The 11,827-nt window shown below is 69.0% G+C and carries 19 protein-coding genes and 1 tRNA gene; 1 reads left to right on the top strand and 19 read right to left on the bottom strand.

Annotated features, from left to right (window positions below; translation table 11 throughout):
• Positions 1 to 2: 2 nt before the first annotated feature.
• From B4V04_RS16615 to B4V04_RS16705, 19 genes are all read right to left on the bottom strand, one after another.
• A complete protein-coding gene (locus B4V04_RS16615; RefSeq protein ID WP_004597423.1) occupies positions 3 to 176 on the bottom strand; it encodes a 30S ribosomal protein S14 in 174 nt (57 codons plus the stop codon).
• Complete coding sequence (locus tag B4V04_RS16620) at positions 173 to 697, bottom strand: 50S ribosomal protein L5 (RefSeq protein WP_144798166.1); 525 nt, start codon at positions 695 to 697, stop codon at positions 173 to 175. The genes B4V04_RS16615 and B4V04_RS16620 overlap by 4 nt, the downstream gene beginning before the upstream one ends.
• The gene (locus tag B4V04_RS16625) at positions 690 to 1,415 is read right to left on the bottom strand and encodes a 30S ribosomal protein S4e (RefSeq protein WP_498232813.1); all 726 of its coding nucleotides are present in this window, start codon (positions 1,413 to 1,415) and stop codon (positions 690 to 692) included. The genes B4V04_RS16620 and B4V04_RS16625 overlap by 8 nt, the downstream gene beginning before the upstream one ends.
• The gene (gene rplX, locus B4V04_RS16630) at positions 1,412 to 1,768 is read right to left on the bottom strand and encodes a 50S ribosomal protein L24 (RefSeq protein WP_498232814.1); all 357 of its coding nucleotides are present in this window, start codon (positions 1,766 to 1,768) and stop codon (positions 1,412 to 1,414) included. The genes B4V04_RS16625 and rplX overlap by 4 nt, the downstream gene beginning before the upstream one ends.
• Positions 1,769 to 1,770: 2 nt before the next feature.
• Positions 1,771 to 2,169 (bottom strand): 50S ribosomal protein L14, encoded by a 399-nt coding sequence (locus tag B4V04_RS16635; RefSeq protein ID WP_144798169.1) that lies wholly within the window; start codon positions 2,167 to 2,169, stop codon positions 1,771 to 1,773.
• A complete protein-coding gene (locus B4V04_RS16640) occupies positions 2,169 to 2,513 on the bottom strand; it encodes a 30S ribosomal protein S17 (RefSeq protein ID WP_498232815.1) in 345 nt (114 codons plus the stop codon). The genes B4V04_RS16635 and B4V04_RS16640 overlap by 1 nt, the downstream gene beginning before the upstream one ends.
• A complete protein-coding gene (locus B4V04_RS16645; protein WP_498232816.1) occupies positions 2,504 to 2,962 on the bottom strand; it encodes a ribonuclease P protein component 1 in 459 nt (152 codons plus the stop codon). Before B4V04_RS16645 ends, B4V04_RS16640 begins: the two co-directional genes overlap by 10 nt.
• A gap of 2 nt (positions 2,963 to 2,964) precedes the next feature.
• Entirely contained in the window at positions 2,965 to 3,177 is a 213-nt protein-coding gene (rpmC, locus tag B4V04_RS16650) for a 50S ribosomal protein L29 (protein ID WP_094521928.1), read from the bottom strand.
• Complete coding sequence (locus B4V04_RS16655; protein ID WP_498232817.1) at positions 3,177 to 4,112, bottom strand: 30S ribosomal protein S3; 936 nt, start codon at positions 4,110 to 4,112, stop codon at positions 3,177 to 3,179. Before B4V04_RS16655 ends, rpmC begins: the two co-directional genes overlap by 1 nt.
• Positions 4,112 to 4,576, bottom strand: coding sequence for a 50S ribosomal protein L22 (locus B4V04_RS16660; RefSeq protein WP_094521926.1), 465 nt, complete (start codon positions 4,574 to 4,576; stop codon positions 4,112 to 4,114). The genes B4V04_RS16655 and B4V04_RS16660 overlap by 1 nt, the downstream gene beginning before the upstream one ends.
• A gap of 2 nt (positions 4,577 to 4,578) precedes the next feature.
• Positions 4,579 to 5,004 (bottom strand): 30S ribosomal protein S19, encoded by a 426-nt coding sequence (locus B4V04_RS16665; RefSeq protein WP_144798174.1) that lies wholly within the window; start codon positions 5,002 to 5,004, stop codon positions 4,579 to 4,581.
• Complete coding sequence (locus B4V04_RS16670; RefSeq protein ID WP_144798175.1) at positions 5,001 to 5,723, bottom strand: 50S ribosomal protein L2; 723 nt, start codon at positions 5,721 to 5,723, stop codon at positions 5,001 to 5,003. The genes B4V04_RS16665 and B4V04_RS16670 overlap by 4 nt, the downstream gene beginning before the upstream one ends.
• Position 5,724: 1 nt before the next feature.
• A complete protein-coding gene (locus B4V04_RS16675; RefSeq protein WP_498232818.1) occupies positions 5,725 to 5,979 on the bottom strand; it encodes a 50S ribosomal protein L23 in 255 nt (84 codons plus the stop codon).
• The gene (gene rpl4p / locus B4V04_RS16680) at positions 5,976 to 6,722 is read right to left on the bottom strand and encodes a 50S ribosomal protein L4 (RefSeq protein WP_498232819.1); all 747 of its coding nucleotides are present in this window, start codon (positions 6,720 to 6,722) and stop codon (positions 5,976 to 5,978) included. The genes B4V04_RS16675 and rpl4p overlap by 4 nt, the downstream gene beginning before the upstream one ends.
• Before the next feature lie 3 nt (positions 6,723 to 6,725).
• Positions 6,726 to 7,742, bottom strand: a complete 1,017-nt coding sequence (locus B4V04_RS16685; protein ID WP_144798177.1) for a 50S ribosomal protein L3 — start codon at positions 7,740 to 7,742, stop codon at positions 6,726 to 6,728.
• Positions 7,743 to 7,746: 4 nt separating this feature from the next.
• Entirely contained in the window at positions 7,747 to 8,613 is an 867-nt protein-coding gene (locus B4V04_RS16690; RefSeq protein ID WP_144798178.1) for a putative RNA uridine N3 methyltransferase, read from the bottom strand.
• 256 nt (positions 8,614 to 8,869) lie between these two features.
• Positions 8,870 to 9,814 carry a DUF7351 domain-containing protein gene (locus B4V04_RS16695; protein ID WP_498232820.1) on the bottom strand — a complete coding sequence of 315 codons (945 nt, stop codon included), beginning with the start codon at positions 9,812 to 9,814 and terminating at the stop codon, positions 8,870 to 8,872.
• A 55-nt stretch (positions 9,815 to 9,869) separates the two neighbouring features.
• On the bottom strand, positions 9,870 to 10,142 hold the full coding sequence (locus B4V04_RS16700) for a hypothetical protein (protein WP_498232821.1): 273 nt from the start codon (positions 10,140 to 10,142) through the stop codon (positions 9,870 to 9,872).
• A gap of 107 nt (positions 10,143 to 10,249) precedes the next feature.
• On the bottom strand, positions 10,250 to 11,548 hold the full coding sequence (locus B4V04_RS16705; protein ID WP_498232822.1) for a PQQ-dependent sugar dehydrogenase: 1,299 nt from the start codon (positions 11,546 to 11,548) through the stop codon (positions 10,250 to 10,252).
• A 138-nt stretch (positions 11,549 to 11,686) separates the two neighbouring features.
• Between B4V04_RS16705 and B4V04_RS16710 the strand changes: the two genes are divergently transcribed.
• Positions 11,687 to 11,757, top strand: a tRNA-Gly gene (locus tag B4V04_RS16710).
• The last annotated feature ends 70 nt before the right edge of the window (positions 11,758 to 11,827 follow it).

Below are 11,827 nucleotides of genomic sequence, written 5' to 3' on the forward strand. Positions count from 1 at the left end.
GATCAGCTGTACTTCTCGAATCCCATGTCTCGGGCGACCTCGCGGAAACACTGCCGGCAGAGGTTGATGTCGTACTTGCCGACAAGCCCCTGCTCGCGGTCGCACCGCCGGCAGGTGTGCCGGGAGTCGGTGCGCTTCGCCGCGTGTTCGCCCGTGTCGTTGTTCGCTTCGCTCATTCCGTTACCTCTACGTCGAAGTTGGTCTCGAGGAACGCGGCCGCGTCCTCGACTGTCATCCGGTGTTTCGCGGGGATCGACGCCGTCGCCTTGTCCCGCTTCGACACGCGGTAGCCGGGCCGGACGATCGTCGTCGTCACGTCGAGCCCGTAGATGCCGATGTTGGGGTTGTACTCCTGGCTCGGGAAGTCGGTGTGGTCCTCGACCCCGAAGCTCAGGTTGCCCGTGTCGTCGAACTGGCTCCGAGAGATCTCGGTGACGTCGAGCGCGGTCGCGAGGAACTCGTGCGCGTCCTCGCCCCGCAGCGTCACCTTGACGCCGATCGGGTCGCCCTTGCGGATCCCGAACTCGGCGATGGTGCGCTTCGAGGTGGTCCGGACCGACTGCTGGTCCGTGATCTCCTCGATGATCTCCTCGGCGTCGGCGAGCGGCTCACCGCCCTGCCCGACGCCCATGTGGACGACGACCTTCTCGAGGTACGGCTCGCGCATCTCGTGAGATGCGCTCTCGGCTTCACTCATCCGAATCACCCGCCTCCTCGGCGTCGTCGCCGGTGAAGTTCTCGTCGATGACGACGAGGTACTCCTCGACCGTCTCGTACCCGTCCTCGTCGTCGCCGACGAAGACCGTGTTCGAGCCCGAGCCGAGCGTCACGTCGATGTCGTCGACCTCGCCGATCCGGCCGGCGTGCTGGCCGGCGACGGCGGTGACGAGCGCGCCCTCTTCGTACTCGAAGTGGGCGACGACCTCCTTGGTCTCGTTGTCGACGACGATCGAGTCCTTGGTGTCGTACGGCGTGTCAGCGTCGACGCGCACGTTCGTTCCGTCGTGGAGCGTCAGCTGGACGGCGCCGCCGGGGACGACCGACTTGTTCGTGATCTTCCCGAGCCGGCTGCCCGCGGCCTCCTCGTCAACGGGGGTCAGCGCGAGCCGACCGCCCTCGTCGGGGAAGACGCGGAAGAACTCCCCGCGCTCGGGGAACGCCAGGATGTCGAACATCCCGATCGGACGCTGCTCGTCCGAGACCGCGTCCCCGTTGACGAGGACCGAGTCGTTGTTCAGCGCGTAGCGCGCCTCCTTCGTCGAGTCGACGTAGCCGAGCACGTCCCGCAGCAGGACGACGAGCGGAACGCCCGCCTCACCGTGCGGGCCGGCGCCGGCCTTGACGGTGAACGTGTTCGTCTTTCGCTCGACCGGCCAGGAGTTCGGTACTGCCAGTCGCTTCTGATGTCGCGTCATTCGTTATCCTCCTGGAGCCGCGCCTCCCGGCGCTCGTCGTCCAGGTCCAGTTCGGTCACCCGGACGTTACTCGCCGGGATCGGGCGGGGAACCTCCTCCCCGTCCGCCTTCTCGACGGTGACGTCCTCGACGGTGATCCGTTCCGCGGACAGGTCGACGGCGACGACTTCCGCCTCCGTCCCGGCCGCGTCGCCGCGAAGCACCTCGACGGTGTCGCCGGCGTTGACGCGGACGTTGCGCTGTCCGTACTCCTCGCGGAGCTCCTCCGTGAGGGTGGCTCGGACCTGGTTCTGCCGCTCGTGGAGCGGCGCGGTCTCCGACCGTTTTCGCTGTTTGCGTGGCTGTTTCGTCATGGTTAGACGATCATCGTCGCGGTCGAGGCGATGCTCCCGAATCGTTCGGCGACCTCGCGGGCGACGGGGCCTTTGATCTCCGTGCCCCGCGGCTCGTCGAGGTCGTCGATGATGACGGCCGCGTTGTCCTCGAACTTCACGCGGGTCCCGCTCGGACGGCGGATCGGCTTGCGCTGGCGGACGACGACCGCCTCCAGCACCTGCCGCCGCATCTCCGGGGTCCCTTTGGTGACCGAGACGGTCACCTTGTCGCCGATACCTGCCTTCGGGTGGCGATTCTTCGTGCCGGAGTAGCCGGCCACGGAAATCACCTTCAGCTCGCGCGCGCCGGTGTTGTCGGCGCACGTGATGAGCGAGCCCTTCGAGAGCCCCTGCGTGACGTCGGCCTTGAGCGCCTCCATCACCGATCACCCGACAGGTTCTCGACGACGACGTGGGACTTCGTCTTCGAGAGCGGTCGCGTCTCCGCGATAGTCACTTCGTCACCGACTTCGAGCGAGTCGAGCACGCCCGGCACGTGGGCCGGGATGCGCGAGCGACGCTTCATGTACCGGTCGTATTTCGGTACGAACACGTCGTACTCTCGCTCGACGATGACGGTCTTTTCCATATCCGTCGACACGACCGTTCCCTCACGGGTCTGGCCGCGGACGGAGAGCTGCCCGTAAAACGGGCACTTCTCGTAGTCGTAATCCTCCGGGTTGTCTGGCTCCGGAGGCGTGGGTACGTCGATTCCTATCGCCATTGTGTGACACCTCGTTCGGTGCGTTCGGCGGGTCGATGCCGCAACCGATCGCCATCCACCGTTACGTAGACCGCGTCTTTGCACTCGCCGCGATGGCTCGCCGGACCCGCGTCGTCACCGGTGACGACGCTTGTGGACCCGGACGGGCCAGACTGACGGGGGCGGACCCCCGTAGTATCCGACCCGAGTTGGGACGCGGACCCCGACGACTGGACGTCGTCGGCGGCTTCATCTGTGCGGACGGTCGGGACGTCGACGACCGCGAACTCCAGCGTCGCGCCCGACTTGGGCACGCGCTTGTCCCCCGACGGCGTTCGGACCACGAGGGTGCCGAACGTCTCGGACAGCACGCGGCCGGCGATGCCCGCGTGGGCGTCGCTGGCGGCGTCGGCCACCCGAACCGGGAGGCCGACGAGTTCGTGCCGGACGAGTGTGTCGGGGGATATCATCGTTATTCGTCGTCGAAGTCGCCTTCTTCCTGCTGGATCGTCTTGATCCGCGCGATCGTCTTCTTCAGCTCCTTCACGCGGCCCGGGCTCTCCGGCATGCCGCCGGCCGCCCGCTGCGCCTTCGAGTTGAGCAGCTCGGTCTCGAGCTCCTCGAGCTCGACCTGGCGCTCGGCCGCCGTCATGTCGCGGATCTCGTCGGTGTAGAGGATCGCCATTATTCGTCCTCCTCCTCGTCGTCCGCGGCTTCCATCTCCGCGACGAGGTCGGCCGCCTCCGACTCGATCTCCTCGTCGAGCTCGTCGACGTCGTCCGCGTCGGCGTCGCCGACCGGCTCCTCGGCGGCGACGTCGGTCGCCTCCGCGGCGGTGTCCTGCGTCTCCTCAACGACCTCCTCGACGACCTCCTCGTCGATGAGGTCGCTGGGGTCCTCGTCGGGCACCTCGACGTCGTCGTCGTCGGCGCCGACGTCCGGCACCTCCTCGGGCTCCTCCTCGAGGAGCGCCTCGACGCCCTCGTCGTCGCCCGCGGCGGCCTGCTCGACCTCCGGGACCTCGGCGTCCTCGCGGATGTCGAAGTCGTCCGGGAGCTTCGCGCCCGGCGGGATGATCTTCACGTTGACGCCGATCGTCCCGAGCTTCATCACCGCGACGCCCTGGCCGTGGTCGACGACCTCCTCCGCGGGCTCGCCGTTGTGCTTGATGTAGCCGCGGTTGAACTTCTCGACGCGCGAGCGCGCGCCGGTGACCTTCCCGGACAGCACGATCTCGGCGCCCAGCGCGCCGGCGTCCATGATCCGGTCGATCGTCGTGTGACCGGCCTTCCGGAAGTACCAGCCGCGCTCTAAGGCGTTCGCGAGACGGTCCGCGACGATCTGGGCGTTCAGGTCGGGCTCGTCGACCTCCTGAACGTCGATCTGCGGGTCGTCCATGTCGAAGCGGTCCTCGAGCTCGGTGGTGATCTTGCGGATGTTCTTCCCGCCCTTCCCGATCACCATGCCGGGCTTTTCGGCCTTCAGCACGATCTGCGTGCCCATCGGCGTCTTGGCGACGTCCATGCCGCCGTAGCCGGCTCGGCCGAGCTCGTCCGCGAAGAACTCGTTGATCTGTGAACGGCGCAGGCCGTCCTCGATGAATTGGTGTTCGTCAGCCATTATTCGTCGGCCTCCGGGTCCTCGATGATGAGTTCGACGTCGGCGAGGGTGGTGTTCCACTGGGTGGCGCCCGCGGCTCGCGGGTTCCGCCCGGGTCGCTCACCGACCTTGTGGGGGGCGACGTGTTTGATGACCATCTCGTCGCCGTCGAACCCCTGTTCGGTCGCGTTGTTCTTGACGTTCTCCAGGAGCTTGAGGAAGTCCTTGGCGGCCTTCTCGGGGTAGCGGCCGGCGTCCCAGCCGTCGATGTCGGAGCGGTGGCCCGCGCCGGCGTTGTGCTGGCGCATCGGCACCGAGGTCTCCTCGTCGATGACTTCCTGCAGGAACTCCTCGGCGTCGGCGACGGTCTCGCCTTTGATCTCCCGGGAGATCTCCTTGCTGTCCTTCACGCTGATGGGCCGGTCGCGGAGCATCCCCTTGGCGGTGGTCTCCGGGTCGGCCTCGACGCTGTAGTTGATTCCCATTGTTACTTGAGGGGCACGAACTTCGAGGACCGGGTCGCGCCGATGCCGGCCTGACCGTGTTCGACGGTGCTTCGCGTGAGGTGGAACTCGCCCAGGTAGTGTCCGATCATCTGGGGTTCGACCTGTACGCGCTCGAAGCTGTGTCCGTTGTACACGGAGAAGGTGACGCCGACGAACTCCGGCAGGACCGGCATGTCGCGCAGGTGCGTCCGGATCGGGTCGTCCGCCGTCGTCTCCTTGTCGCGGCTCCGCACCGTCTCCAGCAGCTTCTGCTGTTCGGTGCCGAGGCCGCGAACGATGCTTCGCCGCTGGCGTGCGGGGAGCAGTTCCGCGACGTCTTCGACGTCCATCTCCTGCAGCTCGTCGAGCGAGTGACCGCGGTAGGCGAACTCCTTGCCCTCGCGGCCGGTTCGGTAGTTGGAACTCATTTGTTGCCACCTCGTCCGGTGCGCTTGGATGCGATGTCACCGACCTTCCGTCCGGGCGGGGCGTCCCGCGAGACGGACTTCGGCTGGCCGGGGTGTTGGCGACCGCCCCCGCCGAAGGGGTGGTCGACGGCGTTCATCGCGACGCCGCGGACGCGCGGGTATTTGGTCCCGCGCGCCTTCATCTTGTGGTACTTGTTACCGGCCTTGACGAAGGGCTTCTCCGTCCGGCCGCCGCCCGCGACCACGCCGATCGTGGCGCGGCACTGCGGGTCGAGCCGCTTCACTTCCCCGCTGGGGAGCTGGACGACCGCGACGTCGCGGTCGTGGGTGAGGAGCGTCGCCGACACGCCGGAGGCGCGCGCGAACTTCCCGCCGTCCCCGCGGTTGCTCTCGACGTTACACACCGGCACGCCCTCAGGGATCTCGGCCAGCGGGAGCGTGTTCCCGGGCTTGATCTCCGCGCTCACGCCGACCTGGATCGTCTCGCCCACGCGCACGCCCTCCGGCGCGAGCACGAGCCGACGGTCGTCGTCCTCGAACTCGACTTCCGCGAGCGGAGCCGAGCGGGCGGGGTCGTGTTCGATCCCGACGATCTCGCCGGTGACCGTGTCCACGTCCTCGAGCTTCTTGTGCGACAGTTCCGCCTTGTAGCGGTGGGACGGGGCCCGGAACGTCGGGCCGCCGCGTCCACGCCGCTGTCCTTGGATTCGTCGTCCCATATCAGAACACCCCGATGCGCGAGGCGATCTCGGTCGCGTCGTCGTCCTCGGAAAGCGTGACCGTCGCCTTCTTCTTCCCCTTCGAGGTCACCTGCGTGTTCACGTCGGTGACGGTGACGTCGTAGCGGTCCTGCACTTCGTCGCGGACCTCGGGCTTCGTCGCGTCGATGTCGACGAGGAACAGCAGCTTGTTCTTGAAGTCCATCTCGTTCATCGCCTGCTCGGTGACGAGCGGGTGCTCGATGATGGAGTTCATCGGTCGGCCACCTCCTCGATCGCGCTCTCGGTCCACAGCGTGAGTCGCCCCGGGTGTCCGCCCGGCGCGAGGTCTTCCGCGTTGACCTCGCCCGCGGTCGCGACGTCGACGCCCGAGAGGTTCCGGGCGGCGCGGGACGGCTCCTCACTGGTGACGACGAGGACGGACTTGGGCTGGCTGTACTTGCGACCGCGGGTCTTCCCGCGGCCGGACCGCACGGAGCGGCCCTCCTCGGCGCGCTCGATGTCGGCGTCGGCGCCGACGGCCTCCAGCACGCCCAGGGCCTCCTGAGTCTTCTGTAAGTCCTCGAACTCGTCGGAGACGATGAGCGGGAGCGCCAGGTCGTCGTCGAACGCGTGACCGCGCTCGCCGACGAGCTCGGCGTCCGTGGTGGCCGCGACGGCCGACCGGATCGCGAGCTGTCGCTCCTTGTCGTTCAGTTTCTTCGTCTGGTCCTTCTCGGCCTTCGGCGGGTGCGCGGCGCGGCCCGAGACGGCGCTCGGGACGCGGCGGGCGACGTTCTCGGAGCGCGGGATGTGCGCGAGCCCGCGCCCGGAGCCGAACGACTCCGCGGGGGTCCGCAGCCCGGCGAACTCGTCGGCGCCGTAAGCCTGTTTCCGGTTAGCCTGTGCGGCGGAGACCGCCCGACCGATGAGGTCCGGTCGGAACGCGGTCTCGAAGATCGCCGGCAGCTCGACGCTGCCCGCGTCCCCGCCGTCCAGGTCGTGTACTGTTGCGTTCATGTATTATCCCTGGTTGGATGCGGTGGATACGTACCGGACCTCGGGGTCGAGGCGCGGCTGGTCGTTCGGCCGGATGGCCGGGCGGAATCGTAGCAAGCGCTGGTCCGGACCGGGCAGCGAGCCCTTGATGAGCGCGTACTCGCCGTCGACCTCGCCGTAGTTGACGAAGCCGCCGTCGACGGAGGCGTCGTCGCCCTCGCCGAAGTCGATGAGGCGCTTGTTGAGCTCGGTGCGCTGGTGGTAGCCGGTCTGCCCCTGCTGGGGAACGGTGGAGCGCACGCGGGAGGGGTTCCACGGACCGAGGTTGCCGATCCGGCGCCGCCATCCCTGGCGGGCGTGTTTGCCCTTCCGCTTCTGGACGCCCCATCGCTTGACGGGACCCTGCGTCCCCTTCCCCTTCGTGATGCCCGAGACGTCGGTGTACTGACCGGCGCGGAAGACGTCGCCGAACTCGTGGGCGCCGCCCTCCGCGACGAGGTCGAGCCCGAAGTCGACGCGCTCCTCGAGGGAGCCGCCGCCGACTCGGGTCTCCATGACGTCGGGCTTCTTCTTGGGCACGTTCGCGAGCTCCGAGGGGGCGGTGTGAGTGATGACGCGGACGTCGTCGACGACGTCGTCGTCGAGCAACGCGCGCAGCTCCTCCGCGTCCTCCTCGAAGGTGTCCTCCGCCGGGAGGTCGAGCGCGCGGTCGAGCTCCTCGTGGAACTCGGTCGCCCAGACCTCTTCGACCGGCTTCTTTCCGTACGCTGTCTGTTCGTAGGCGCGCAGGGCCACCGCGTACATCGGCGGCGTCTCGACGACCGTGACGGGGACGGACTCTTCCATCCCCTCACGCGGCGAGTTGGCCTCGTCGTTGACCATCACGACGTGCGTCATTCCGGCCTTGTAACCGGCGAACCCCTGCAGTGCGGGGGCTCCGTCGTCGTCTGGCCACGATCGAATGCGCGGGACCTCTCGGTCTGCGCGGGTACGCGGGCCGTAGCCCAGCGAGCCTTTTCGTGGTCGGCTTGGTTGTGGCATGTGTTTACTCCGTGAGTGTGAGCGAGCCGAGAGTCACGAACAGAGCCTCCTCCGTTCGGACGACCTCGCTCGCCTGTGCCGGGATCGTATTCAGCCAGAGGTCGAACCCCGGATCGGGTTCGACCGGACGGCCGTCGGCGACGGCCGCCCGAATGTCGTCGGGCGAAAGCCCGAGCATCTCCGGAAGCCCCCGCTCGGGCGCGCCGAAGGCGACGGTGTAGCCGCCGGCCTTCCGCGCGTCCGAGACGATGCCGCCGAGCCGCGAGACGGAGAGTTCCTCCCCGTGTCGCGACGTCGCGACGGCCAGTCCGTCGCCGGCGAGCGCTTCCGACAGGTCCGCGTCCACGACCTGGAAACCCTCCTCGGGCTTCCCGGTGATGCGGGCGCGGACCGGTTCTCTCGAAGAGACCCTGATGGTGACGCGCTCCCCCCGCTCGACCTCCATTCCGGAGGGGACGAGCAGGGAGATCGGGTGTTCCCGCAGCGGGGAATTGACCCGGACGCGGCCTTCAGGTCCGACCTCGGTCACGAGTCCCTGTGTTTTCGACTCTTCCCCGCTAGGGGTCGAGCCGGTCCGCCACGGCACGCGGAGCGGCGGGAGCACGCCGGCGTACCGGAGCTCGTCGCGCTCCCCCCAGAGGTCCTTGCGGAGCCCCGGAGGGGTCGCGGCGTACCCCAGCACGGTCCGAACGTACTCGCCGCCCCGTCGCCGCTCGCCTTCCGCGTCTGGGAAGACGACCAGTCGATCCGCCCGGAACACCGCCGCCGCACGGGCGACGTAGCCGAGTTTGCGAGTCGCCTCGCGGTCGTCCTCGGCCTCCCGGACGACCGAAGACGGAACGCAGATCGTGAGTCCGTCTTCGGTACGCATCGTGGCGAGACTGTACCCCTCGATTTCGGACGGCACCGTAAAAGGATAGCGGTCCCGTTTCCGGGCTGTGGCGCGTTCACACGGGGTCTGGCGGGCGATTCGGGTCGGAAATCGAGAGAGTCTCTGACACGGAACGGGGCGCGACCGCCCCGGGAACGCGCCCGCCGATGATGCGGCCGTCGGTGTCGGTCGGTCGATTCGGGCCGGACGGTTCCGCACGACCGGCACGTCGTCGGCAACGAGCCGCGATGACGGGCTACGACGACACCTCGACGATATCGCCGTTCCCGTCGACGTGAAGCGCGAGTTCGTCCCCGTCGAGGGAGAACGTAAGCACCGCTCGGAGGGGGTCCCGCGACCTGATCTCCTCGTCGTATTCGCTGAAAAAGCGGTCGAAACGGCGGACCGACCGCGGCGAGAGCGGGTCGAGATCGTGATCGAGCATGAATCCCAGCAACGCCGGGGAGGACAGAAGCCCGAGCGCCGCGGCGCTCCCGGCGTGGTAGGGGCAGTTGGCGCACGAGGCCCGGAACACCACCGCGAAGCTGGACCGACAGTTCGAGCAGGTCCCGTCGTCCTCGTGGTCCGGGCAGGCATCCAGTTCGGCCTCGACGGTCGCCGCACACCGCGGACAGATGTCGGTTCCGACCGCGAGGAGCTCGACGACCGTCCACGCGTGGGCCGCGCGGAACGCCTCCTCGGCCTCCCGGTTCCGGATCCCGCCCGGAGGAAACGGGAGCCGCCCGAGATACCCCGACTCCGGCCCCTCGGCGGCGTCGACGCGGTTCGACGAGCGCTCCCACCGGCTCCGGCAGTTCGGACAGAACACCTCGATGCTCCCGTCGCGCCACCGGATCTCCAGCCGTTCGTCGCACGCGGGACAGCGGTCGTCGATGGACGTGCGTTCGAAGTCGGGGTCGCCGGTGACCGCCCCGGAGCGGATCGCCTCGACGACCCGTCGACCCGGGTGATCGAGCGCGTAGCCGGCCTCGTCCTTCCGGACGAAGTGACCGCGGAGCTCGCCGAGGTGGTAGTTGAACCGCGACGTGTCCTCGACCGGAAGCCGGTCGTACAGCTCGGAGAAGGCGAGCGGCTCCGCCGCGTCGCCGAGGACGCGCAGGATTCCCACCCGGACCTCGTCGCCGAGCGCGGCGAACGCCTCGTCCGGCGGCAGCCGACCGTTCGGGTCCGCCTCGGTCATGGTGGTGGCTCGTGGGTCCGCCTCGTATAAAGAGCCTGTCGTGGGAATTCGCCGGTCACGCGCCGAGGCAGACGTCCGTCCCGGGCACGCACACAGGTCCCGGCTCCCAGTCGGCCGCTCGCTCTCGGAGCCGCCGCAGGGGCGGTCGCCCCCCGTAGCGCGCGGAGAGAGTCACCGCCGCGAGGCCGACGCTCGGGACCGGGTACGAGGCGGCGACGACGAGGCCGGCCATGACCGCGAGCAGCAGCGCCGTTCCGCGCACCGTCGGCGGCGGTCCGCGCGGGGGGCTCGATGCGTCGCCTGACAGCCGCACTCCGTTCGATCTCATGCGATCGGCGGTACGAGCTACGCGAGTATAACTGTAATCTGAACGATATTTTTGTAACGCGGCCTACGTAAATTCGTTTGAGTAAACCGGAGCGAGGCGCCCTCACCTCACGCCGGAACGATCCGCGCGATCGGCGCGTCCGCGTCGTCGACCGCGACGTAGAGGTGGCCCGTGGCCGGCTCGACCGCGATCGCGCGCATGCGCCACCCTCGGTCGTCGAGCAGCGGCTCCCGTTCGGTGACGGTCGCGCCCTCGACGCCGGCGCCGTCGACGGTGAACCGGCCGAGGTACCGCGCCGCGAGCGTGCCGGCGAACAGGTCGCCTCGCCACGCCGGGAACGCCTCGCCGTCGTAGAAGACGGCGCCGCTCGGCGGGAACCCGCCGGAGCCGCACGGCCAGTAGTGGACCGGCGCGATCGCGTCGTCCCGCTCGTCGTGGCCCGGCGCGAGGGGGTCGTCGGTCCCGTACCGACACGACTCGCTCGCTATCGGCCACCCGTAGTTGCCGCCGCGCTCGATCACGTTGATCTCGTCGCCGTCCTCCTCGCCGTGCTCGCACTGCCAGACCGCCCCCGTCTCGGGACGGACGGCCATCGCCTGCGGGTTCCGGTGGCCGTAGCTGTACACCGCGTCCGACGCGTCCGGGTCGCCGACGAACGGGTTGTCGGAGTGCGCGTCGCCGTCGGGCGTCAGCCGGAGCGTCGCCCCCAGCTCGTTCGACCGGTCCTGCGAGACGTGGTCCGGGCCGAACTCGGTGTCGCGCCGGTCGCCGACCGTGACGAACAGCGCGCCGTCGGGGCCGAACGTCGCGCGCGAGCCGAAGTGCAGGTCCGTGTCGCGGAACGGCTCGGCGACGCGGATCGCCTCGAACCCCGAGAGCGCCGGGTCCTCCGGGTCGAGGCGGCCGACGCCGACGTGGGTCGTCGCGCCGCTCCCGTCCGCGGGCGAGTCCCCCGCGGCCGCCGCGTACGTGAGGTACACGCGCCGGTCGTCCGGGTAGTCCGGGTGGACGGCGACGTCGAGCAGCCCGCCCTGGCCCTCGGCGAACACGTCGGGCGCGCCCGCGACCGACTCGGCGGCCCCCGATTCGGGGTCGACGAGCGAGAGCCGTCCCGGTCGCTCGGTGACGAGGAGGCGCCCGTCGTCGGGGAGGAAGTCGAGTCCCCACGGATGCTCGAACCCCTCCCCGACGCGCTCGACCGCGTACGCGACGTCGTCGCCGTCGTCGGACGGGGCGTCGTTGCCGTCGCTGTCGGTACCGCCGTCGCTTCCGCTGCCGCCGTCGCTCGCGCCGCCGTCGTTCGCACCCCCGTCGCCGAGACAGCCGGCGGTCGAGAGGGCGGCGAGCCCGCCGGTCGCTCGGAGGACGCTGCGTCTGTCGGCGATGGGAGCGGATCGACGCGTCATATGGGTCGTCTCGTCTCCGTCTTGGACGGGAGCCCGATGACGCTTCCGGCGAGCGGATTCGGGCGGATATCTCACCGGGCCGGTCGTCGTTCGGAACCCTTATATCTCCGACTCGGGCTATGTGCAGACGCGAAGCACGCACCGGTAGTGTAGTGGTATCACGCAACCTTGCCATGGTTGCAACCCGAGTTCAAATCTCGGCCGGTGCACTCCTTGCAGTCGTGCACCGCCCTGACTCCCCGCTCGCGCTGCTCGCGGGGAGTCTCGGCCGGTGCATTT

Source organism: Halorubrum sp. B52, from assembly GCF_059752555.1.

Coding starts and splice junctions, on each gene's coding strand:
- B4V04_RS16645 (WP_498232816.1), bottom strand. CDS start 2,962: ATGATATCCCCCGACACACTCGTCCGGCACGAACTCGTCGGCCTCCCG.
- B4V04_RS16685 (WP_144798177.1), bottom strand. CDS start 7,742: ATGCCACAACCAAGCCGACCACGAAAAGGCTCGCTGGGCTACGGCCCG.
- B4V04_RS16625 (WP_498232813.1), bottom strand. CDS start 1,415: ATGACGCGACATCAGAAGCGACTGGCAGTACCGAACTCCTGGCCGGTC.
- B4V04_RS16695 (WP_498232820.1), bottom strand. CDS start 9,814: ATGACCGAGGCGGACCCGAACGGTCGGCTGCCGCCGGACGAGGCGTTC.
- B4V04_RS16640 (WP_498232815.1), bottom strand. CDS start 2,513: ATGGCGATAGGAATCGACGTACCCACGCCTCCGGAGCCAGACAACCCG.
- B4V04_RS16690 (WP_144798178.1), bottom strand. CDS start 8,613: ATGCGTACCGAAGACGGACTCACGATCTGCGTTCCGTCTTCGGTCGTC.
- B4V04_RS16675 (WP_498232818.1), bottom strand. CDS start 5,979: ATGAACTCCATCATCGAGCACCCGCTCGTCACCGAGCAGGCGATGAAC.
- rplX (WP_498232814.1), bottom strand. CDS start 1,768: ATGACGAAACAGCCACGCAAACAGCGAAAACGGTCGGAGACCGCGCCG.
- B4V04_RS16655 (WP_498232817.1), bottom strand. CDS start 4,112: ATGGCTGACGAACACCAATTCATCGAGGACGGCCTGCGCCGTTCACAG.
- B4V04_RS16705 (WP_498232822.1), bottom strand. CDS start 11,548: ATGACGCGTCGATCCGCTCCCATCGCCGACAGACGCAGCGTCCTCCGA.
- B4V04_RS16665 (WP_144798174.1), bottom strand. CDS start 5,004: ATGAGTTCCAACTACCGAACCGGCCGCGAGGGCAAGGAGTTCGCCTAC.
- B4V04_RS16670 (WP_144798175.1), bottom strand. CDS start 5,723: ATGGGACGACGAATCCAAGGACAGCGGCGTGGACGCGGCGGCCCGACG.
- B4V04_RS16700 (WP_498232821.1), bottom strand. CDS start 10,142: ATGAGATCGAACGGAGTGCGGCTGTCAGGCGACGCATCGAGCCCCCCG.
- B4V04_RS16660 (WP_094521926.1), bottom strand. CDS start 4,576: ATGGGAATCAACTACAGCGTCGAGGCCGACCCGGAGACCACCGCCAAG.
- B4V04_RS16635 (WP_144798169.1), bottom strand. CDS start 2,169: ATGGAGGCGCTCAAGGCCGACGTCACGCAGGGGCTCTCGAAGGGCTCG.
- rpl4p (WP_498232819.1), bottom strand. CDS start 6,722: ATGAACGCAACAGTACACGACCTGGACGGCGGGGACGCGGGCAGCGTC.
- rpmC (WP_094521928.1), bottom strand. CDS start 3,177: ATGGCGATCCTCTACACCGACGAGATCCGCGACATGACGGCGGCCGAG.
- B4V04_RS16615 (WP_004597423.1), bottom strand. CDS start 176: ATGAGCGAAGCGAACAACGACACGGGCGAACACGCGGCGAAGCGCACC.
- B4V04_RS16620 (WP_144798166.1), bottom strand. CDS start 697: ATGAGTGAAGCCGAGAGCGCATCTCACGAGATGCGCGAGCCGTACCTC.